This is a genomic window from Solidesulfovibrio alcoholivorans DSM 5433, assembly GCF_000702665.1.
Classification (GTDB): domain Bacteria; phylum Desulfobacterota; class Desulfovibrionia; order Desulfovibrionales; family Desulfovibrionaceae; genus Solidesulfovibrio; species Solidesulfovibrio alcoholivorans.
In genome coordinates this window covers 396,525-417,137 of sequence record NZ_JNJA01000002.1, presented here as the reverse complement: position 1 = coordinate 417,137, position 20,613 = coordinate 396,525, and the positions used below count along the sequence as shown (strand labels likewise).

Annotated in this window: 17 protein-coding genes; all 17 read left to right on the top strand. The window is 70.0% G+C overall.

What is annotated here, in order from left to right:
• Positions 1-14 precede the first annotated feature (14 nt).
• The 17 genes from Q368_RS0105115 to Q368_RS0105035 all read left to right on the top strand — a co-directional run bounded on the left by Q368_RS0105115 (position 15) and on the right by Q368_RS0105035 (position 20,598).
• A complete protein-coding gene (locus Q368_RS0105115) occupies positions 15-1,265 on the top strand; it encodes a glycosyltransferase (RefSeq protein ID WP_029457843.1) in 1,251 nt (416 codons plus the stop codon).
• Positions 1,252-2,553, top strand: coding sequence for a tetratricopeptide repeat protein (locus Q368_RS23740; RefSeq protein ID WP_052360028.1), 1,302 nt, complete (start codon positions 1,252-1,254; stop codon positions 2,551-2,553). Before Q368_RS0105115 ends, Q368_RS23740 begins: the two co-directional genes overlap by 14 nt.
• Entirely contained in the window at positions 2,546-4,498 is a 1,953-nt protein-coding gene (locus Q368_RS0105105) for a glycosyltransferase (protein WP_245611284.1), read from the top strand. The genes Q368_RS23740 and Q368_RS0105105 overlap by 8 nt, the downstream gene beginning before the upstream one ends.
• A 117-nt stretch (positions 4,499-4,615) precedes the next feature.
• Complete coding sequence (locus tag Q368_RS0105100) at positions 4,616-4,843, top strand: hypothetical protein (protein ID WP_029457839.1); 228 nt, start codon at positions 4,616-4,618, stop codon at positions 4,841-4,843.
• Between the two features lie 200 nt (positions 4,844-5,043).
• Positions 5,044-5,463 carry an NADH-quinone oxidoreductase subunit A gene (locus Q368_RS0105095; RefSeq protein ID WP_029457838.1) on the top strand — a complete coding sequence of 140 codons (420 nt, stop codon included), beginning with the start codon at positions 5,044-5,046 and terminating at the stop codon, positions 5,461-5,463.
• Positions 5,460-7,832: an NADH-quinone oxidoreductase subunit B/C/D gene (locus Q368_RS0105090; RefSeq protein ID WP_043785051.1), complete on the top strand. Its 2,373-nt coding sequence runs from the start codon at positions 5,460-5,462 to the stop codon at positions 7,830-7,832. The genes Q368_RS0105095 and Q368_RS0105090 overlap by 4 nt, the downstream gene beginning before the upstream one ends.
• 111 nt (positions 7,833-7,943) lie before the next feature.
• Entirely contained in the window at positions 7,944-8,444 is a 501-nt protein-coding gene (nuoE, locus tag Q368_RS0105085; protein WP_029457836.1) for an NADH-quinone oxidoreductase subunit NuoE, read from the top strand.
• A complete protein-coding gene (locus tag Q368_RS0105080) occupies positions 8,435-9,796 on the top strand; it encodes a complex I 51 kDa subunit family protein (protein WP_029457835.1) in 1,362 nt (453 codons plus the stop codon). Before nuoE ends, Q368_RS0105080 begins: the two co-directional genes overlap by 10 nt.
• Entirely contained in the window at positions 9,784-12,153 is a 2,370-nt protein-coding gene (gene nuoG / locus Q368_RS0105075) for an NADH-quinone oxidoreductase subunit NuoG (protein WP_029457834.1), read from the top strand. Before Q368_RS0105080 ends, nuoG begins: the two co-directional genes overlap by 13 nt.
• The gene (nuoH, locus tag Q368_RS0105070) at positions 12,150-13,142 is read left to right on the top strand and encodes an NADH-quinone oxidoreductase subunit NuoH (protein WP_029457833.1); all 993 of its coding nucleotides are present in this window, start codon (positions 12,150-12,152) and stop codon (positions 13,140-13,142) included. The genes nuoG and nuoH overlap by 4 nt, the downstream gene beginning before the upstream one ends.
• A gap of 9 nt (positions 13,143-13,151) precedes the next feature.
• Positions 13,152-13,715, top strand: a complete 564-nt coding sequence (gene nuoI, locus Q368_RS0105065; RefSeq protein WP_029457832.1) for an NADH-quinone oxidoreductase subunit NuoI — start codon at positions 13,152-13,154, stop codon at positions 13,713-13,715.
• 174 nt (positions 13,716-13,889) lie between these two features.
• Complete coding sequence (locus Q368_RS0105060) at positions 13,890-14,408, top strand: NADH-quinone oxidoreductase subunit J family protein (protein WP_029457831.1); 519 nt, start codon at positions 13,890-13,892, stop codon at positions 14,406-14,408.
• A complete protein-coding gene (gene nuoK / locus Q368_RS0105055) occupies positions 14,405-14,719 on the top strand; it encodes an NADH-quinone oxidoreductase subunit NuoK (RefSeq protein WP_029457830.1) in 315 nt (104 codons plus the stop codon). The genes Q368_RS0105060 and nuoK overlap by 4 nt, the downstream gene beginning before the upstream one ends.
• The gene (locus Q368_RS0105050; protein ID WP_029457829.1) at positions 14,719-16,590 is read left to right on the top strand and encodes an NADH-quinone oxidoreductase subunit 5 family protein; all 1,872 of its coding nucleotides are present in this window, start codon (positions 14,719-14,721) and stop codon (positions 16,588-16,590) included. Before nuoK ends, Q368_RS0105050 begins: the two co-directional genes overlap by 1 nt.
• Before the next feature lie 11 nt (positions 16,591-16,601).
• Complete coding sequence (locus Q368_RS0105045; RefSeq protein ID WP_029457828.1) at positions 16,602-18,098, top strand: complex I subunit 4 family protein; 1,497 nt, start codon at positions 16,602-16,604, stop codon at positions 18,096-18,098.
• Between the two features lie 17 nt (positions 18,099-18,115).
• The gene (locus Q368_RS0105040) at positions 18,116-19,501 is read left to right on the top strand and encodes an NADH-quinone oxidoreductase subunit N (protein WP_029457827.1); all 1,386 of its coding nucleotides are present in this window, start codon (positions 18,116-18,118) and stop codon (positions 19,499-19,501) included.
• A 32-nt stretch (positions 19,502-19,533) separates the two neighbouring features.
• Entirely contained in the window at positions 19,534-20,598 is a 1,065-nt protein-coding gene (locus Q368_RS0105035; protein WP_084158684.1) for a methyltransferase domain-containing protein, read from the top strand.
• Positions 20,599-20,613 lie beyond the last annotated feature (15 nt).

The following is a 20,613-nucleotide window of genomic DNA, read 5'->3' as shown; positions in this document are numbered from 1 at the left end:
GGCATGAGGATGACATGCAGCCGGAACTGACCGTCTTGTTCGTCCACAAGGACTTCCCGAGCCAGTACCGTGGGCTGCTCGAACATTACCTGCGCCGGCCGGACACGCGCGTGTGCGCCATCAGCCGCGCCTCCCAAAGGACGCCCATCCCGGGCGTCATCGAAGCGGCCTACGGCGACATCGGCGAACGCCCGGAGGGCCTGCACCAGTACGCCCGTCACGTCGAGGAACACATCCGCCGCGGCGTGGCCGTCATGGAAGCTGCCAAGGCCCTGCGCCGGGCAGGCGTGGTTCCCGACCTCATCTACGCCCATCCCGGCTGGGGCGAGGCGCTTTTCCTCAAGGACGTCTTTCCGAACGCCCGGCTCCTCTGCTACTGCGAGCACTACTACCTGCCGCGCGCCAACGACGCGGCCTTCGATCCCGAGTTCCCCATCGCGGAATACCATTGGCCCATCCTCGACCTGCAAAACACGTCGGGCCTGCTCGCCCTGGCCGCGTGCGACCGGGGCGTGTCGCCCACCTTCTGGCAACGCGGCAACTACCCGCGCGAATGGCACGACAAAATCGCGGTGATCCATGAAGGCGTGGACACCGACGCCGTCCACCCGGACCCGACGGCCAGCCTGCGCGTCAACGGCCCGGGCCTGGACATGGCCTGCGGCGACGAACTCGTCACCTACGTGGCCCGCGACCTCGAACCCTACCGCGGTTTCCACACCTTCATGCGCGCCCTGCCGGAACTGCTGCGCCTGCGCCCCCACTGCCGCGTACTCGTGGTCGGACGCGAGGGGGTGAGCTACGGCATGAAGCCGCCCTTCGGCCAGAGCTACGCCCGCCGCTACAAGGCGCAGTACCCGGTCGATCCGGGCCGGGTCTGCTTTCTCGACACCCTGCCCTACCCGGATTACCTCAAGGTGCTTCAGGTCTCGGCCTGCCACGTCTACCTGACCTATCCCTTCGTGCTGTCCTGGTCGGCGCTGGAGGCCATGGCTACCGGCTGCCTGCTGGTCGGCTCCGACACCGCGCCCGTGCGCGAAGTGGTCGAGGACGGGGTCAACGGCTTCCTGACCGACTTTTTCGACCCCCACGCCCTGGCGCGGCGCATCGCCGAGGCGCTGGCGCACCGTCATGAACTGGGGCATGTGCGCCGGGCCGCCCGGGAAACCGTGCTCTCCCGTTACGACAAGAAACGGGTCTGCCTGCCTGCGCACGTGCGCCTGGCCGAGCAGGTCCTTGCCGGAGGTTGCGATGCCAACTCCTGACGCAGCCCTCCTCCCGCCTGGGACGGCCGCCGTACAGGCCCTTGACGCGGCGCGGGCCCTGGCCACGGCAGGCAAGACGCGGGAGGCCAGAAAGCGCGCCCTGCCCCTGCTCGGGGAGCCTGCCCTGCACGTCCCGGCGCTCATGCTCCTGCACGATCTGGCCCGGCGCGAAGGCGACGCGGCCGAGGCCCTGCGCCTGGCCGCCAGGGCCGCCCGGCTTGCTCCCGAAAGCCCGCGCGCGCTAGGTCTTTGCGCCATGGCGCAAACCGACGCCGGACGGCACGAGGCGGCGCTGGCCACGGCCCGGAACGCCCTGGCCCGGGACCCCGAAGAGAAACTGGCCACGGCGGCGCAGCTTTTGGCCGCCTGCCGCCTGGGCCGCCCGCAGGCGGCCCGGGATACGGCCGTGGCCGTGTTGGCCGCAGCGCAGCCCGGAACGGAACTTGCGCCCCTTGCCGCGCAGACGCTGGCCGCCCTGGCCGGCGGCGGGCCCTGCGGCGTGCTGCTCCCGACGGACGGCCGGGAGATCGGCGGCCGCATCTTCCTGGCGCGCGACGCCGGAGAGGGCGCTGTCCAGGCGGACCTGACCGCCGGGGGCAAACGGCTGGCCCGCGTCGCGGCCGCCATCCCCGTCGGCCCTCCCGAAGCGGGACTTTTCGCCTTTCGCTACGCGCCGCCAGAACCGCTCGCCGCCGGGACCGAGGTCGCGGCCACGCTCACCGCAACCGGCGCGCCGTTTTTCGCCTCCCCGCAAATGGTGACCACACCCCGCATGGCGTCTCCGGGACCGGTGCGCGGCGCGGTGAGAGCCTTGCCGGACGGCCGCATCGTCGGCCACCTGTTCGACCCGGCCCGGCCGCTTGCGCGACAACGCGTCGCCCTCGTGCCCGAGGACGATCCTGCCAAGGCCGTGACCGTCACGGCCGCGGACTTCGACGCAACCCTCCTCGCCCGGGGCTACGGCGACGGAAGCTGCGCCTTTTCCCTGCCCTGGCCCGCGACGCCGGGCACTTCCTGCCGCCGCGTGCACGTGCTCGATGCGGCCACGCGGCTCCCCCTGGCCGGGTCACCGGTCCTGGCCGCAAATCCTCGGGAGGCCGCCATGGCGTTGTCGCGCTTCAGTGCCTGGCTGCATCAGGCCGGCAATACCCCGGACGCACCGCCGCCCCTGCCCGAAGACTGCCGGGGCCCCCTGCTCGATCTTGCCCGCGCCGCCCTGGCGGCCCTGGCCGGCGGACATGCCGCCGCCGCGCCAGAACCGGAAACGCCCGGAGACGCCCATGCCTGACGTCATGCCCTCCCGCGCCCCTGTGGACGTCGTCGTCCCGGTCTACAAAGGATACGGCCTGACGCGCGCCTGCCTGGAATCGCTTCTTGCCGCCTCCTGCCACACGCCGCACCGCATCGTGGCGGTCAACGACCGTTCCCCCGAGCCCGAGCTTACGGCACATCTGCGCGCCCTGGCCGCAGAAGGGCGCATCACGCTCCTGGAAAATTCCCGCAACATGGGCTTCCCGGCCACAGCCAACCGGGGCCTCGCCGGAGGCGAAGGGGGCGACAAGGTTCTCGTCAACAGCGACGTCCTCGTCTTCGACGGCTGGCTCGACCGGCTCGCCGCAGCCGCCTATGCCGCGCCGGACATCGGCACGGCCACGCCCTTTTCCAACAACGCCACCATCTGCTCCTATCCGCTGCCAAACCGCGACAATCCCCTGCCCGCGGACATCTCCGCCGCCGGGCTCGACACGCTCTTTGCCGCCGTCAACGCCGGGCGCGCCGTGGACCTGCCCACGGCCGTCGGATTTTGCATGTACATCCGGGGCGCATGCCTGCGCGATGTCGGGCTGTTCAACGCCGACGCCTTCGGTGCGGGGTACGGCGAGGAAAACGATTTCTGCCTGCGCGCGACGTGCCTGGGCTGGCGGCACGTACTGGCCGGCGACGTCTTTGCCGTGCACGCCGGCGGGGCCTCCTTCGGCAAGGACAAAAATCCGGCCCTGGCGCGCAACCTGGCCGTGCTCGCCGCACGCCACCCCGGCTACCTGCCGGCCGTGGCCGCGTTCACCCGCGCCGATCCCGTCGCGCCCCTGCGCCGGGGCGTGGACGTGGCCCGGCTGCGCCGCGTAAATGCCGCGCCCCTGGTCGTGCGCCTGTGCCACGCCAAGGACGGCGGCACGGCGAAGCGCCTGGCCGACGAAGGCCGGGAACTGGTCGCCGCAGGCTACCTGCCGGCCTCGCTCTCCCCGGCGGAGAAGGACGCCCCGGATACGCGCGTGCGCCTGCGGGTGGAGCATCCCGACATCCCGGCGGAGCTCCTCTACGACGTCTCCGCCGAACTGCCGCGACTCGTCACGGATTTGCAGGCGCTCGGCATCGCGGGCGTCATCTTCCACCATTTCCTGGACCTGCCGCCGCAGTTGCTCGACCTGCCCGGGCTATGCGGCGTGCCCCACGAGGCGCGCATCCACGACTTCGGCTGGTTTTGCCCGAGCATCAACTGCATCGACGACTCGGGGCTTGCCTGCGGCGAGCCCGATCCCGCCGCCTGCCAGCGCTGCGCCGACGTCAACGGCTCGGACATGCCGCACCTGACCGTGGCCGCCCTTCTCGCCCAGTCCCGGCGCATCCTCGAGGGGGCAAACCGCGTCACCGCGCCGAGCGCCGATGCGGCCGGGCGCATCGCCCGGCGTTTCCCCGCGGCCCATGTGGAATTCGCGCCCCATCCCGAACCGGCCTTCGCCCCGCCGCCACAGCCAGCGATCCTGCCCTGGGACGGCGCGACGGAGATACGCCTGGCCGTGGTCGGGGCCATCGGCGAACACAAGGGCTACGGCGTGCTGCTGTCCATGGCCCGCGACGCCAACCGGCGCGGCCTGCCGCTGCGTTTCCTCGTGGCCGGGTTCACCCAGGACGACTTTCCGCTTTTCGCCACGGGCAAGGTCTTCGTTTCCGGGCGCTACCGCGAGGAGGACGCCGTGGACGTCATCCGCGAGCTCGACTGCCATGCCGCGCTTTTTCTGTCGGTGTGGCCGGAAACCTACTGCTACACCCTGACCGAGGCATGGCGGGCCGGGCTTTGGGCCGTGGGGTTCGACCTCGGGGCCGTAAGCGAGCGCATCGCGGCCACCGGGTTCGGCTGGCGCATGCCGCCCTGCCGCGACGGGGGGACGGTCAACGACCGGCTGCTCGCGCTTTGCGCCGCCCCGCCGGCTCCGGGGTCGCTCGTGGCCTGACGCGCCCCCGGAAAACCCCCGCCAGCAAGGAAACGTCACGCAACCGTCTGCCGCGCGTCGCCATTTTCGTTCCCGCCCGGCGCATGCTCGCCCACAATACAAAAGCGAGGTGCCACCATGCGCGAAATCGATCCGCGAGTCCTCAGCCAGGAAAAAAGCACCATGACCTGCGCCTGCGGCGCGGTCTTCACGGTGACCGTTTCCCGGCAGGCCGGCTGCGACCGGCTGCAAACCTTCCCCTGCCCGGCCTGCGCCAGGCTGCACGCCGCCAAGACCTGCCTGCCGCCGAGCCTTGCCCTCATCACCGTTCCCGCCGCTTTCGCCGCCAGCCGGCCCGCCGCCTGAGTCCGCCTGCCCCTGCCGCAACCTGCGACCGACGCCCCGGGTCTCCCGGAGCGCCTGGGCGCATGGCCGATCGCGCTCCGAATGCGCCGTTGCGCACGCCGACCTGTTGCAAAAAAATCCGTTGCGGGTAGTATCGGTTGCAATAGGTTCTATCCGGCCCTGCGCAATCGTTGCCGCAGCGCGCCGGCAAGCGAGGTCCCATGCCGCCGGAAAACGCCTTCGTCCCCCTTGCCTCCCCGTTTTCCCCCTGGGAACCGGGCGCACTCGGCTTCACGGTTTTTTTCTGCATCGTGCTGGCCATCCTCGCGCTCATTCTGTTCCTCTCCGGCTTCCTGGTGCGCCGTCGCCCCACGCCCGAAAAACAGCGCCCCTACGAATGCGGCATCCTGCCCACGGGCCAGGGCCGCTTCCGCTATCCGGTGCCCTTTTTCCTCATGGCCGTCTTCTTCCTCATCTTCGACGTGGAAACCGCCTACATCATGGCCTATGCCGCAGCCTGGCCGGAGCTCGGCCTCCCCGGCTACCTGCGGCTGGCCGTCTTCGTCGTGGTGCTCGGCCTGGGGCTCGCCTACGCCTGGAAAAAGGGCGGACTCGACTGGAACGAGGAGCAGGGACTGTGACGGACATCCGCGACGCCGCCTTCGCCCCGGCCGATTGCATCATCAACTGGGCGCGTAAAAACAGCCTCTGGCCCTTCTTCTTCGGCCTGTCCTGCTGCTTCGTGGAGGAAGCCACGGCCTGGGGGCCACGCTACGACATCGCGCGCTTCGGTTCCGAGGTCTTCCGGGGTTCGCCGCGCCAGGCCGACGTGCTCATCATCTCGGGCACGATGTTCAAAAAAGTCGCGCCCGTGGCGCTTCGACTCTACGAGCAGATGGCCGACCCCAAATGGGTCATCTCCATGGGCTCGTGCAGCAATTCCGGCGGCATGTACGACGTCTATTCCGTGGTCCAGGGCTCGGATGCGATCCTGCCCGTGGACGTCTACATCCCGGGCTGTCCGCCGCGTCCGGAGGCTCTGTTCGAGGGCCTGCTGCTGCTGCAAAAGAAGATCGCCGCCGGCGAGCGCCCCACGCGCCCCGTGCTACACCTGCCGGGCGGCTGCGAGGGTGGCCGGCGCGACCACCTGATCGACGGCGTGAACAAATGCCGCGACACGCGCGGCCCGGGCTACGCCGGCATCCCCATCCGGGGCACGGCCGCGACCGAACCGTTTTTTCACGGCTCCCGCACCGCGGGCATGTGGACGCCGGCCGCGCCGCGCATCGCCCTGCGCCCGGACCAGGAAGCCGTGGCCGCCGACCTGCTCGCCGCCTTCGGCGAGGACGTGGCCCTCGTGCCGGACAGCCAGGACATGCCGACCTACGCCGTGGCCCCGGCGCGCATCGTCGAGGTGCTCGACCGCCTCAAGCACGCCTCCCCCACGCGCTTTACGCGCCTGGAGGACCTGACGGCCATCGACGAGACGGCGCGCAAGGACCGTCCCGGCCACGACGCCACGGTGGTCTATACGCTCACCTCCCTGTCCGCGCCCGGCATGGTGCGCCTGACCTGCGCACTGCCCACGCGCGACGCGTCCATCGCCACGGCCACGGGCGTGTGGCCCGCGGCCGCGTGGTACGAACGCGAGGTCGCCGAAATGTTCGGCCTCGCCTTTGCCGGCCACCCCGATCCCAGGCGGCTTCTCACCCACCGCGACTGGCAGGGACATCCCCTGCGCAAGGACTCCGAAGGCCGGGCCACGAACATGGCCCCCTTCACCGAGGAGGAAGCCAGACGCCTGGAGCCCGTGGACGCCCGGGAAATCCTCGGCTCCCACGCCGACGACGGGGACTACATCCTCAATTTCGGCCCCCACCACTACGCCACCCATGGCATCCTGCGCTACGCCCTGGCCCTTCGCGGCGAACGCATCAAGGCCGTGGGACTCGACATCGGCTACCACCACCGCGGCGTGGAAAAAATCGGCGAGCGCCAGACCTGGCACCAGTTCATCCCCTACACCGACCGCGTGGACTACCTTTCGGGCGTGGCCAACAACCTCTCCTACGTCACGGCCGTGGAGACGCTGGCCGGCATTGCCGTGCCGCCGCGCGCCGCCTACGCCCGGGTCATGCTTTCCGAACTGTTCCGCCTGTCCAACCACCTCATGTATTTCGGCACGTTCCTCCAGGACCTCGGCATGATGAGTCCCATCTTCTACGCGCTTCGCGAACGCGAGATGGTGCTCGACATCATCGAGACGATCACGGGCGGCAGGCTGCATCCGTCGTGGCTGCGCATCGGCGGCATGGCGGCCGACCTGCCCGAGGGCTGGAAGGAGATGGTGGACGCCTTCGTCAAAATCTTCCCGGGACGGCTCAAGGAATACCACGCCGGGGTGACGAAGAATCCCATCGTCAGGGCGCGTTGCGTGGGCGTCGGCGGCATTTCCGCGGCGGACGCCATCGACTGGGGCGTCACCGGCCCCAACCTGCGCGCGGCCGGCGTCGCCTGGGACCGGCGCAAGGCCATGCCCTACGGCGCGTACGCCGACTTCGATTTCGACGTGCCTACGCGCGAAGGCGGCGACTGCTTCGCCCGCTACCTCGTGCGCATGGACGAGATGGAGCAGAGCCTGCGCATCATCGAACAGGCCGCAAGCAATATGCCCGGCGGGCGCTATCTGTCCGAGGACGTGCGCTACTGCCTGCCGCAAAAAGACGAGGCCCTGCGCGACATCGAAAGCCTCATCCACCATTTCGTGAACGTGACGCGCGGCCCGAGGCTGCCGGCCGGCCAGGCCTACGCCGCCACCGAAGCCCCGCGCGGCGAACAGGGCTACTACCTCGTCTCCGACGGCGGCAGCCATGCCTACAGGCTGCGCGTGCGCACGCCCGGCTTCGCCAACATCCAGGCCCTGCCGCTCATCGCCGAGGGCCTTCGCATCGCCGACTTCGTCGCCGTGCTCGCCTCCTACGACTACATCCTCCCGGACATCGACCGATGAACTATAATTCCTACACACATACCCCTTATCCAGGGGGTCCGGGGGGGATGATCCCCCCCGGCGGAGAGGGCCAGGAGAGGCCGCGCCTCTCCTGGCCGCCGGAGGCGCTCCATGTCGCTCCCTGACGCCCTCGTGGCCGAGCTCGACCACCTCGTCGCCGCAGCTTCGCACCATCCGCGCGAGGCGGCGGTGGACGTCATGTACGCCCTGCAGCGCCACTACGGCTACCTGTGCGACGAGGCCATGCACTACGCGAGCAAGGTTCTCGGCATGACCACGCTCGAGCTCGAATCCCTGGCCACCTTCTACGACTACCTCTACCGCCGGCCCGTGGGGCGATACGTCATCCACGTCTGCGATTCCGTGGTCTGCTGGATGTTCCACCAGGATTCCATCTTCGACTACCTCTGCCGCACGCTCGGCGTACCGCCCGGCGGCACCACGGACGACGGCCTTTTTACCGTGCTGCCGGCGGCCTGCATCGGCAACTGCCACAACGCCCCGACGATGCTTATCAACGGCCGCTTCTACAACAGGCTCACCCCCGAGCGCATCGACGCGGTGCTCGCCGAACTGCGCCAATCCACCGAGGAGCCGGTGCGATGCAAGTAGACACACCGCAAATCCTGCTGAAAAACCGCCACCTCGGCCGCCCGGCGACCATCGACGAATACCGGGCCGGCGGCGGCTACGAGGCGCTCGCCGCCACCATCGGCAAGCGCACCCCGGCCGAGGTGCTGCAACTGGTCCTCGACGCGGACCTGCGCGGCCGCGGCGGCGCGGGCTTTCCCGCCGGCAAGAAATGGCAGGGGATTCCGAAAGATTACGTCGGCCCGCGCTACGTCGTCATCAACACCGACGAGATGGAGCCCGGCACGTTCAAGGACCGCATCCTGGTCAACGCCGATCCGCACCTCGTCATCGAGGGCATCATTCTCTGCGCCTACGCCGTGCAGGCCACCGAAGGCGTGTGCTTCATCCGGCCCTCCTACGAATCCGACGCCGTGCTCCTCGAGGAGCAGTCCCAGGTGGCCCGGGAGCAGGGCCTTCTCGGCAAGAACATCCTCGGTTCGGACTTTTCCTTCGACATCCACGTGCACAGAAGCGCCGGCCGCTACATCTGCGGCGAGGCCTCGGCGCAGATCAAGGCCATCTCCGGCCTGCGGCCCAATCCGCGCAAGGGCGGCCCGCGCACGAGCGTCAAGGGGTTGTGGGACTGCCCGACCATCGTCAACAACCTGGAGACGCTCGCCAACCTGCCCGGCATCGTGCGAAACGGCCCGGACTGGTTCAAGTCGCTGGCCCGCTCCGAAGGGGGCTCGGGCACGAAACTCTTCAGCGTCTCCGGGCGCATCGCGAGGCCCGGCTGCTACGAGCTGCCCATCGGCACGCCGCTGCGCGAGATCCTCGACCACGCCGGCGGCATGCCGCCCGGGCGCGCGCTCAAGGCAGTGATTCCGGGCGGGGCCTCGACCCCTTTCATGCCCGACAAGTACCTCGACCTGGAAATGGACTTCGAGCCCATGAAAAAGGCCGGCCAGCGCTTCGGCACGGCCTCCATCATGGTCTTCGACCAGAACACCTGCCTGGTCGGGGCCACGCTCAACCTGATCGAATTTTTTACCCGCGAATCCTGCGGCTGGTGCACGCCCTGCCGCGAGGGCCTGCCCTACGTGCGCCACCTGCTGCGCCTAATCGAGGGCGGGCAGGGACAGGAAGAGCACATCGACATGATCAAGGACATGGCCAAGGCCATGCAGTCGGCATACTGCGCGTTCGCCCCGGGCGCGGCCGAACCGCTCCTTAGCCTCTTCAAGTACTTCGAGCCCGAGGTGCGCGAGCACCTGCGGCAAAAACGCTGCCCCTTCGGCAACCCGCCCCCGGCCTTGCGCGGCAAGGCCTGCGGCACGCGCCCCGCGCCCTTCGGCCCCACCCTCTGCCCGGAGGACCAATGCCCGATCTGATCATCGACGGTCGGCCCGTGACCGTGCCCAAGGGCACGCCTGTCATCGCGGCGGCCGAGGCGCTCGGGATCGTCATCCCCCGCTTCTGCTGGCATCCGGCGCTCGGCGCGGCCGGGGCCTGCCGCATGTGCGCGGTCATGTTCCTGGAGGGGCCGGTCAAGGGCCTGGAAATGAGCTGCATGGTGCCGGCCGCCGACGGCATGGTGGTTTCCACCGGCCACCCCGAAGCCGTGGCCTTCCGCAGCCGCGTCGTCGAACTGCTCATGACCAACCACCCCCACGACTGCCCGGTGTGCGACGAGGGCGGGCATTGCCTGCTCCAGGACGAAACCATCTCCGGCGGCCACGCCCTGCGCCGTTTCCCGGGACGCAAGCGCACCTACCTGGACCAGGACCTGGGGCCTTTCGTCCAGCACGAGATGAACCGCTGCATCCACTGCTACCGCTGCGTGCGCTTCTACCAGGAATACTGCGGCTATTTCGATTTCGGGCCCATGCAGAACGCCAACCGGGTCTATTTCGGCCGGTTCGCAAGCGGCCCCCTGGAGAACCCCTTTTCCGGCAACCTCGCCGACATCTGCCCGACCGGCACGCTGACGGACAAGCCGGCGCGGTTCACCTCCCGCCGCTGGGACTGCCAGCGCGCCCCGTCCGTGTGCCTGCACTGCTCCCTTGGCTGCAACACCGTGGCGCTCTCGCGCTACCGGGCGATCACTCGCATCGAGGCGCGGGAAAACCCGGCCGTCAACGGCCACTTCATCTGCGACCGGGGCCGCTATTCCTTCGGCTTCGCCACGAGCGCCGAACGGCCGCGCCAGGCGCGCGTGGACGGCGTGCCCACGGACGTGGACGCGGCCGTCACCCAGGCCGCCGCGCGCCTGGGCGCGGTGGTCGCGACCCATGGCCAGTCCGCCGTGGCTGTGACCGCGGGAGCGCGCTCAAGCCTCGAAACCCTGGCGGCGCTTGCGGCCCTGGCCCGGGCCGGCGGCTGGCAGGGACCGGCCGTTTTCCCCGACCGGGCGACGCAAGCCGCGGTCACGACCGCCCTGGCCCTGCTTGATGGCGGGCGCGCCCGCTCCCTGGCCGAGGTCGCAAAGGCCGACGCCGTGCTGTGCCTCGGCGTTTCGGCGCTGTGCGACGCGCCCATGCTCGCGCTTTCCCTGCGCCAGGCGACGCGGGCCGACGCGGCCGTGATCGTCGCCGATCCCCGGCCCGTCACCCTGCCGCTGCCTTTTACGCACCTGCCGCTGCCGCCGACGAGCCTGGCCGAGGCGCTTACGCTGCTTGCCGGCCCCGCGCCTGCGGACGCCGCCGCGATCCAGCAGTGGCTGCCGCTTTTCCCGCATCTGTGGGCCGCCGTGGAGCAGGCGTCGCAAACCTTTGCCGCGGCCAAGCGCCCGGTGATCGTCTTCGCGCCGCCCTTCGCCGCACAGGTCGCCGCCATCCTGCGAGACGACGCGCGCACGGGGCTTTTCCCGGTGCTCTCCGGTCCGAATGCCGCCGGCGCGGCCCTGCTGGCCGCTCCCGACGCGCCGAGCCTCGACGCGCTGGCCGCGGCCATCGAGACCGGGGACGTCCGCGCGCTCATCCTGGCCGAAGCCGACGCGGCCGCCGCTTCCCCGAAACTCGCCGCCATGCTCGGCCGCCTGGAAACCCTCGTCGTCCTCGACAACCTGCCGACGCCGGGCTTTGCCGCCGCGAAAGTCTTTTTACCCACGCAGACGCTTTTTGAAGCCGGCGGCACACTGTGCAACAACGAAGGCCGGCTGCAATACGCCGCCCCGGTCGCGCCGCCGGGCGAGCCCGTCTCCCGCGACGGCCACGGCGACCATCCGCCCCGCGACTACGCGCGCAAGCTCCCGGGCACGGACCCGCAGCCCGCAGCCGGCCTGTGCGCCGCCCTGGCCGCCGCCATGGGCCTTAGCATGTCCGCGCCCTCCTTTGCCGCCGCGACGGGCATCGCGCCGGGCGCCCTCGGCGCAAGCGGCGCGCGCGTCACGCAATTTCCCGCATTCCCGCCGGCAGTGCTCCCGGAACCCCTCGACGCCGCCAAAGGACTCGTCGTGGTGCGCGACGACGCGCTCTTCGGCACGGACGAACCCGGCCGCTACGCCGCCCTGGCCCGCGCGCAGGCCCCGGCCGTGCCGGTCGTGCGCCTGCACACGGCCGACGCCGCAACACTCGGACTTCATGACGGCGCGGCCGTCGCCGTCACCTTGGGCGAACGCGCCTGCGACGCCGTGCTTGCCGTACACGACAACATGGCCCGGGGCGTGCTCGTGGCGCCGCGCCTGCCGCAGTGGGCCGGCCTGCCGCCCGTCCTCGACCCAACGAGCCTGCGCCGGAGGCAGCCATGACCGACATCCTCCTCGGCATCCTGATCATGCTCGTGCGCATGGCCGTGGTCCTGGCCGTGGTCTTTGGCCTGGCCGCGTACATGATCCTCGTCGAACGCAAGCTCCTGGGCCGCTTCCAGGTCCGCTACGGCCCCAACCGCGTGGGGCTTTTCGGCCTGCTCCAACCCATCGCCGACGGGCTCAAGATGCTGCTCAAGGAAGACATCATCCCGGACGGCGTGGACCGGCGCATCTTTCTCGTCGCCCCGGCCATCGTCGCCGGCGCGGCACTCTTCGCCTTCGCCGTGGTGCCTTTTGGCCCCGCGTTCACGCTCTTTGGCCGACCTGTGCCGCAGGTCATCACCGACACCGACGTCGGGCTGCTCCTCATCTTCGGCCTGTCCTCGCTCGCCGTCTACGGCGTGGCGCTCGGCGGCTGGACCTCGGACAACAAGTACAGCCTGCTCGGCGGCGTGCGCGGCGCGGCGCAGATGATCAGCTACGAGCTGGCGCTCGGGCTCGCGCTCGTGCCCGTGGCCATGACCGCGCATTCGCTGAACCTCACCGACATCGTAAACGCCCAGGCCAGACTCCCCTTCGCCATCACCCAGCCCGTGGCCTTCCTCATCTTCGTCATCAGCTCCCTGGCCGAAACCAACCGCATCCCCTTCGACCTGCCCGAGGCCGAAAACGAGTTGCAGGCCGGCTTCCACACCGAATACTCCGGCATGCGCTTCGCGCTTTTCTTCGTCGGCGAATACGTCAACATGATCCTCCTGGGCTCCGTCACGGCCATCTTTTTCCTGGGCGGCTGGCACGGGCCGTTTCTGCCGCCGATCCTCTGGTTCGGGCTCAAGGTGCTGGCCGTGCCCGTGTTCCTCATCTGGACCCGGGCCTCGCTGCCGCGCCTGCGCTACGACCAGCTCATGGCGCTCGGCTGGAAGTGCCTGGTGCCGCTTGGGCTTGCCAACATCCTCGTCACCGGGGCGCTGCTCGCGGCCGGGCTGTAAGGACCACACATGGAAGACATAAAAAACAAGCCCGGGCTGTTGCGCGAAGTCCTCGACGGCGCAAGCGGCCTCGTCGGCTCCTACGCGGCCACGCTCACGCATCTCTTTCGCAAGCCCGTGACCGAGCAGTACCCGGACTACAAGCGGCCCATGCCGGCGCGCACGCGCGGGCGCATCATCCTCACCCGTTCGCCCGACGGCAACGAGCGTTGCGTGGCCTGCTACCTCTGCTCCGGGGCCTGCCCGGTCAACTGCATCTCCATGCAGTCCGAGGAGGGTCCGGACGGCCGGCGGCGCGCGGCCTGGTTCCGCATCAACTTCGCCCGCTGCATCTACTGCGGCCTGTGCGAGGAGGCCTGTCCCACCCTCGCCATCCAGCTCACGCCGGAATTCGCCTTTTGCAAGGACGCCATCGAGGATTTCGTGTACGAAAAGGAAGACCTGCTCGTGGACCACGGCGGCAAGAACGCGGATTACGACTTCTACGCCCACGCGGGCGTGGCCGCCGGACGCCCCAAGGGCGAGCACATCGGCGAGGACGAACCCGTGGACGTCAAGAGCATCCTGCCCTGACGCCACCCGGCAACGAGGCCATTCGCCCATGAAAAACAACGCACAGCAACAAACGACCTTCCGGGCCGCATCGGAACGCCCTGTCCCCCTTCATGGGAGTCCAGAGGGCGCCAGCCCTTTGGCCGCCGGAGGCGCTCTTCCCGCCCCCTGTCGCCGCATCACCGGGAGGCCGGCATGACCGCCCTGGGCGCGCTTTTCTACCTGCTCTCCGCCGTGATGCTCGCCGCGGCGGCGCTTGCGGCCACCCGGCGCAACCCCATCCACGCCGTATGCTGCGCCGTCATCGCCTTTCTCGCCTCGGCGGGCGTGTTCGTGACGCTCGGCGCGCCGCTGCCCGGCGCGTTGCAGGTGGTGGTCTACGCCGGCGCGATCATGGTGCTGTTTCTCTTCATCATCATGCTGCTCGGCCTGCCCGTGGGCAAGGGCATGGTGCCGGCGGCGCGGCTCGTCGCGCCCGGGGTGTTCGCCGCGGCCACGCTGACCGCGCTTTTTTCGCTGATCGCCATGGACCCCACGGGACAGATTTCCCTGCAGGCGGCCACGGCGTCCCCGACGGCCGTGGGGGTGGTGCTTTTCGGCGACTACTGGCTTGCCGTGGAGGCCGTTTCCCTGCTGCTCTTCGCCGCCCTGGCCGCCGTGCTGCTTCTCGGCAAGGCCGGGCGGGAGACCTCCAAAGGAGGCCACCCGGCATGATGCAGGTGCCCCTTTCCCATGTTCTGGCCGTGGCCGCGCTGCTTTTCACCATCGGCGCGGTGTGCGCCGCCTCCCGGCGCAATGTGCTGATGATCCTCGTCGGCGTGGAATTCATGCTCACGGCCGCGTCCGTCGCCTTTGCCGGCGGTGCGCTGGCCCACGGCAACCTGGACGGACAGGCGGCGATCATCCTCGTCATGGGCCTGGCCGCAGCCGAGGCCGCCCTGGGGCTGGCGCTGCTCGTGCACGCCCGGCGCAGCGGCGCGGGATCGGCCGAAATCGACGCCTACAACCGGCTTTCGGGGGAATGATGGACGCCGCCCTTGCCCTGATGCTGCTTGTTCCCCTGGCCGGGGCCGTGTTCCAGGCCGTGTGGGGCCTGTCCGCCGGCCGGCGGGCGAGCGCCGTCATCGCGGCCGCGGCCGTGGCCGGGGCGCTTGCGGCCGCGCTTTACGCCTTCGCCCACTGCGGCATCGCGCCGACCCGCGTCTCCTTTGGCGGCTGGTTTTCCTTCGCCGGCTTTTCCGCCGCCTTTTCGCTGCTCTACGACCGCGTGGCCGCGGTGATGACGGTCACGGTCACCTTTACCGCCCTGCTCATCCACCTCTATTCCGCCGGCTACATGCGCGAGGACAAGTCTTTTTCGCGCTATTTCTGCTACTTGAACCTGTTCGTCTTCTTCATGCTGCTCATCGCCCTGGCCGACGACCTGCTGCTGCTGTTCATGGGCTGGGAGGGCGTGGGGTTCTGTTCGTTCGCGCTCATCGGCTTCTGGCACGAGGAGCGCAAGAACGTGAATGCCGGGGTCAAGGCGTTCATCACCACGCGCATCGGCGACCTCGGCTATGTGGCCGCGTTGGCCATGGTCGTGGGAATTTTCGGCGAGGCGTCGCTTTCGGGCCTGGCTGCCGGCGCGGAAAAGCTCTCGCCGGGCATGGCCGCGGCCATCGGCTTCTGTTTCCTGTTCGCGGCGCTCGGCAAATCCGCCCAGCTGCCGCTTTCCTCGTGGCTGCCCGACGCCATGGCCGGCCCGACCCCGGTTTCGGCGCTGATTCACGCCGCGACCATGGTCACGGCCGGCGTCTACCTGCTCATGCGCCTGGACCCGTTGCTCGCCTACGCGCCGAGCGTCGGCGCGACGGCGGCGCTGCTCGGCGGGGCCACGGCCCTCTACGGCGCGTGCTGCGCCCTGGGCCAGCGCGACGTCAAACGCATCCTGGCCTATTCCACCATCAGCCAGGTCGGCTACATGTTCCTGGCCGCAGGCAGCGCCGACGTGACCGGCGCGCTTTTCCACCTGCAAACCCACGCGTTTTTCAAATCGCTGCTGTTCATGTGCGCGGGCATCATGATCCAGGCCTGCGGCGAGGAACACGACATCTTCCGCATGGGCGCGCACCTGCGGCGGCGCTATCCGGGCTTGTTCACGCTCTTTACCTGCGGCGCGGCGGCCCTGGCAGGCCTTCCCTTCACCTCGGGCTACTTCAGCAAGGGCCGCACCCTGGCCGATGCCCTGAGCCATCCCGATCCGGTCTTCCTGGTCGCCTTCGCCCTGGGCACGCTGGCCGCCCTGATCACGGCCATCTACGTCTTCCGCATGTATTTCGTGGCCTTTTTCGCCGAGCCCGCCGACCCGGCCCCGCTGCATTCCGATCCGGCCCTTCTCAAAATGCAGCTGCCCCTGTGGCCCCTGGCCGTGCTGGCGCTGTTCTACGGCTTCGTCAATCCGCCGGAATTCCTGCACCTGCGCGCCTGGCTCGACCATTACCTCCTCGGCGTGACCGGACCGGTGCCGCCTGCGGTGGAACACGCGGAACTGTTCGTGGAACTCCTCGACGGCCTGCTCGCGCTCGCCGGCCTCACCATCGCCTGGGGCCTGTACCGGCCCGCGCGCCGGCCCGAGCCGGCCCCGGCGGGCATGCTCACGGCCGGGCTCGGGCTCGACGCCCTGTACCTCAAGCGCCTGGCCGCGCCCTATGCGCGGCTGGCCGCCTTTGCCTGGCGCGGCATCGACGAGGACGTCCTCGACGGCGCGACCGCGGCCCTGGCCTCGGGAATCGACGGCTTGTCCGGCGCCGTCGCCCGGTTGGGCAACGGACGGATCGCCGCCTCGCTGCTCACCCTGTTCGCCGCCGCGGCCGCCCTGCTGCTTTGGGTCGCGACAGGCTGGAGCCCATCCTAAACGGAGCGCGCATGCGGCAACTGCCCTGGCTTACCCTGCTCATCTTCTGGCCCCTGGCCGCCGCCCTGGCCATGCCCCTGCTGCGGCGCTCCCGGGAGGCCTGCCGCCGCTTCGCCCTGGGGGCCGCCCTGGCGGAACTGGCCCTGGCCGCACTGGTCGTCCTCCTTTTCGCCGCCGGCAGGTCCGATCTGCCCGTGGTCGAGGACATGGCCTGGATACCCTCGCTCGGCATCCGCTACGCGCTCGCCTGCGACGGCCTAAGCCTCGTCTTCGTCGTGCTCACGGCCTTCATCGGCGTGTGCTGCATGCTCGCCTCGCGCCACGACGACGCCAAGCGCCCGGCGCTCTACCACGCGCTCATCCTCGCCTCGCTCGCCACGGTGCAGGGCGTGTTCCTGGCGTCGGACGTGTTCCTGTTCGCGCTTTTCTGGGAAGCGCAGCTCATCCCGGTCTTTTTCCTCATCGGCGTGTTCGGGCACGGCGAGCGCATGCGCGTGGCCATCAAATTCTTTCTCTTTTCCGCCGTGGGCGGGCTGCTCATGTTCCTGGCCGTCATCGCGCTCGGCGTTTTTTCCGCCGACCTGCCGGGCGGGCCGACCTTCGCGCTTTTCGACCTCACGCGCCTGCAACTGCCCGTCGCGACCGGCCGCTGGCTCTTTGCCGCCTTCGTGCTCTCGTTCGCCATCAAGATTCCGCTCGTGCCGGTGCACATGTGGCTGCCCGACGCCCACACCGAAGCGCCCACGGCCGGCAGTCTCATCCTGGCCGGGCTGCTGCTCAAAACCGGCGGCTACGCGCTGATCCGCTTCGCCCTGCCGCTTTTCCCGGAAGCGGCCGTGGCCTTCGCCCCGCTGCTCACCGTGCTCGGCCTGACCGGCCTCTTCTACGCCTCGGCCGTGGCCCTGGCCCAGGAGGACGTCAAACGGCTGATCGCCTATTCGAGCATCGGCCACATGGGCCTGGCCGTGGCCGCCGTGGTCTCGGGCTCGCGCCTGGCGCTCGGCGGCGCGGTCGTCATGATGCTCAGTCACGCCCTGACTTCGGGCGGGCTCTTCGCCCAGGCCGGCATGATCGGCGAGCGCCTGGGCAGCCGGCGCTTCGCGGTCCTCGGCGGCATCTGGAACAAGGCCCCGGGATTTGGCGCGGCCTTCCTCTTCTGCATCCTGGCCGCCGCCGCCCTGCCCGGACTCTCGGGCTTCGTCGGCGAAGCCATGATGGTCTTCGGCCTGTTCAAGACGAACGTACTGGCGGGCGGCTTCGCCGTGGCCGGCATGGCCGCGACGCTCGTCTACCTGCTGCGTCTGGCCCGGGACACGCTTTTCGGCCCGGCCCAGAGCGCCCTGCCCTTCCCGGACCTGGACTCCCGGGAAACGGCGCTGCTCGTCGCCCTGGCCCTGGCCATCCTCTGGCTCGGACTGTTCCCCGGCCCGGTGCTGCACCTGATCGCCCTGCCCCTGGACGCCGTGGCCGGCCATGTCTGGCCGGCGGCAACCGGAGCCGGCTTGTAACCCGACAAGGAAACGCCATGGCAGCCGCCCTGCTCGATCTTGCGCCCCACCTCGCCCTGGCCGCCGGCGGCCTGGCCGCCCTCGGCGCGGCATGGCTCCATCGCGACGCCGCGCGCAGGGCGCTCCCCGTCCTCGCCGCCTGCTTCGCGCTCGTCCCGGGAGTGTGGGCCCTCTGGCCCGCCGGCGACCCGAGCGGCATGACGCGTTTTTACGCCGCGCTTCTATCCGGCGTCACCCTGGCGACCATCGCCCTGCTCGCCCGCTACGCCGAGCGGCGCGATTTCGCTGGCGACGCGCTCTACGGCCTGCTCCTGTGGTCGGCGCTCGGCATGCTGCTCCTTGCCGAATCCACGGACTGGATCATGCTGCTGATCGGCCTGGAACTGTCCTCGCTTTGCCTCTACGCCCTGGTCGCCGCGCGCCCGGGCGACGTCCCGGGGGCCGAGGCGGCGCTCAAATACTTCCTGCCCGGCGCGGTGGCGCTTGCGGTCATGACCTTTGGCATAAGCCTCGTCTACGCCGGCAGCGGCAGCCTCGACATCAGCGATTCCCTGGCCGCCGGCGGCCCCATCGTCGCCGCGGGCCTGGGGCTCATCCTCGTCGGGCTGGCCTTCAAGCTCTCCCTGGCCCCGGTCCACCTCTGGACGCCCGACGTCTACCAGGGCGCGCCGGCGCCCATTGCCGCGTTTCTCTCCACGGGCTCCAAGGCCGCCGTGGCCGCCGCCCTGCTCCACGTCTGCGCCGACGCCCCGGGTGACGCCTGGGACGTGCTCGGGCCGGCGCTCGTCGCCATTTCCGCCCTGACCATGGCGGTCGGCAACATCGGCGCGCTGCTGCAAAAAAGCGTCAAGCGCATGCTGGCGTTTTCCTCCATCGGCCAGATGGGCTACATCGCCATGGCCGCGCTCGGCGTCAACGACGGCGGCGGCGAGGCCGCGCTGTTCTACCTCGCGGCCTACGCGCTGATGGACCTCGGCGCGTTCGGCGCGGTGGGCACGCTCTCCGGCGAAAGCGGCGACCGCGACGCCATCGCCTCTTACCGCGGCCTCGGCTACGTCCATCCCTGGCGCGCGGGCGCGCTTTGCGCCTGCCTGCTCTCCCTGGCCGGGCTTCCGCCGACGGCCGGGTTCATCGGCAAATTCCTGGTCTTCGGCGCGGCGCTGCGCGCCGGCTACACGGGCCTTGCCGTCTTCGGCATCCTCATGGCCGCCGTCGGCGTCTTCTACGCCCTGCGCCTGGTCGCCGCGCTCTACATGCGCGACGGCGTCGAAGCCTACCCGGCCGTGCCCGCCCCGGCCGGGCCGGCGGCCTCCGCCGCGCTCTGGGCCGTGGCCGCCGGCGTCCTCGCGCTGGGGCTGTTCCCCGGCCCCTTGCTCGCCGCGATAGCGCGCGTAGTGGGATAGGGAGTGGAAGAGGGAGAGGAAAGAGAGAAAAGATGCCTCCGGCGGCCAGGAGGGGCACTGCCCCTCCTGGACCTCCCGAAAGGGGGGGAAGGGCGGGGTCAGAGCGTATTCCGATCTCTCCGAAGGGAAAAGCGGCGAATTCTTTCGTTATGATTGAAGCAATATTGGATTTTCTGGTGTGTCCGGCGTGTCTGCCGCAGGAACATGCCTTGCACCTGACGGCGGGAAAGCGCGAAGGCGGGGACATCATCGCGGGCGCGCTCACGTGCCCGGCCTGCGGCGCAGCGTATGCCATAGAAGACGGCATCGCCGACCTCGTTACGGCGGGGACGGACGTGCCCGCGCCCCAGGCGAAGTACGAGCGGGAGCGGCTCGCCGCCTCCTACCTCTGGAGCCATTTTTCCGATCTCTGGGACGATCCCGAAGCGACCGGGGCCTACGCGGCCTGGATGGCGGCGCTCGGGGACTGCGCCGGAGCGGGACTCGACGCCGGTTGCGCCGTGGGCCGCTTCACGCTGGAACTGGCCGCGCGCACAGGGCTTGCCGTCGGCATCGACCTCTCGCGCAATTTCGTGGCGCTGGCCCGGCGCATCGCACGCGACGGCGGGCTCAGTTTCGACGCGCCCTGGCAGGGCCGCATCACCACCCGCTTCGACTTCGCCCTGCCGCAGCGGCTGCGCCGGGGCACGGCGGAATTCGTGCGCGCCGACGCCCTGCGCCTGCCCTTTGCCCGGGAGCGCTTCGGCGTCGCGGCATCGCTCAACGTCGTGGACAAGCTGCCCGCGCCCCGCCGCCACATCACGGAGTGCCAACGGGTCTGCGCCGCGCCTGCGACGCTCCTCGTGGCCGATCCCTTTTCCTGGTCGCCGGAAATCGCCGCGCCCGGGGACTGGATCGGTGGCACGCCGGAAACCGGACCGAGCGGTCCCCGCCTCGCCGCGCTGCTGGAAGGCGTCCCCGGCTGGATGGCCCAGGAAAGCGTCGGCGTTGCCTGGAGCATCCGCGACCACGCGAACCGTTTCGAGCGCATCCGCAGCGAAACGATCGTGGCGCGACGTTCGCCGGCCTCGAGTCCCGTCCTCGATGAGGACCGGTAACGAGGACAACCGTCT

Excerpts from the sequence above, each read along its gene's own strand:
- Q368_RS0105080 (WP_029457835.1), top strand. The coding sequence starts at position 8,435 with ATGCAAGTAGACACACCGCAAATCCTGCTGAAAAACCGCCACCTCGGC.
- nuoG (WP_029457834.1), top strand. The coding sequence starts at position 9,784 with ATGCCCGATCTGATCATCGACGGTCGGCCCGTGACCGTGCCCAAGGGC.
- Q368_RS0105095 (WP_029457838.1), top strand. The coding sequence starts at position 5,044 with ATGCCGCCGGAAAACGCCTTCGTCCCCCTTGCCTCCCCGTTTTCCCCC.
- nuoI (WP_029457832.1), top strand. The coding sequence starts at position 13,152 with ATGGAAGACATAAAAAACAAGCCCGGGCTGTTGCGCGAAGTCCTCGAC.
- nuoK (WP_029457830.1), top strand. The coding sequence starts at position 14,405 with ATGATGCAGGTGCCCCTTTCCCATGTTCTGGCCGTGGCCGCGCTGCTT.
- Q368_RS0105115 (WP_029457843.1), top strand. The coding sequence starts at position 15 with ATGCAGCCGGAACTGACCGTCTTGTTCGTCCACAAGGACTTCCCGAGC.
- Q368_RS0105035 (WP_084158684.1), top strand. The coding sequence starts at position 19,534 with ATGCCTCCGGCGGCCAGGAGGGGCACTGCCCCTCCTGGACCTCCCGAA.
- nuoE (WP_029457836.1), top strand. The coding sequence starts at position 7,944 with ATGTCGCTCCCTGACGCCCTCGTGGCCGAGCTCGACCACCTCGTCGCC.
- nuoH (WP_029457833.1), top strand. The coding sequence starts at position 12,150 with ATGACCGACATCCTCCTCGGCATCCTGATCATGCTCGTGCGCATGGCC.
- Q368_RS0105040 (WP_029457827.1), top strand. The coding sequence starts at position 18,116 with ATGGCAGCCGCCCTGCTCGATCTTGCGCCCCACCTCGCCCTGGCCGCC.
- Q368_RS0105050 (WP_029457829.1), top strand. The coding sequence starts at position 14,719 with ATGGACGCCGCCCTTGCCCTGATGCTGCTTGTTCCCCTGGCCGGGGCC.
- Q368_RS0105060 (WP_029457831.1), top strand. The coding sequence starts at position 13,890 with ATGACCGCCCTGGGCGCGCTTTTCTACCTGCTCTCCGCCGTGATGCTC.
- Q368_RS0105100 (WP_029457839.1), top strand. The coding sequence starts at position 4,616 with ATGCGCGAAATCGATCCGCGAGTCCTCAGCCAGGAAAAAAGCACCATG.
- Q368_RS0105045 (WP_029457828.1), top strand. The coding sequence starts at position 16,602 with ATGCGGCAACTGCCCTGGCTTACCCTGCTCATCTTCTGGCCCCTGGCC.
- Q368_RS0105105 (WP_245611284.1), top strand. The coding sequence starts at position 2,546 with ATGCCTGACGTCATGCCCTCCCGCGCCCCTGTGGACGTCGTCGTCCCG.
- Q368_RS23740 (WP_052360028.1), top strand. The coding sequence starts at position 1,252 with ATGCCAACTCCTGACGCAGCCCTCCTCCCGCCTGGGACGGCCGCCGTA.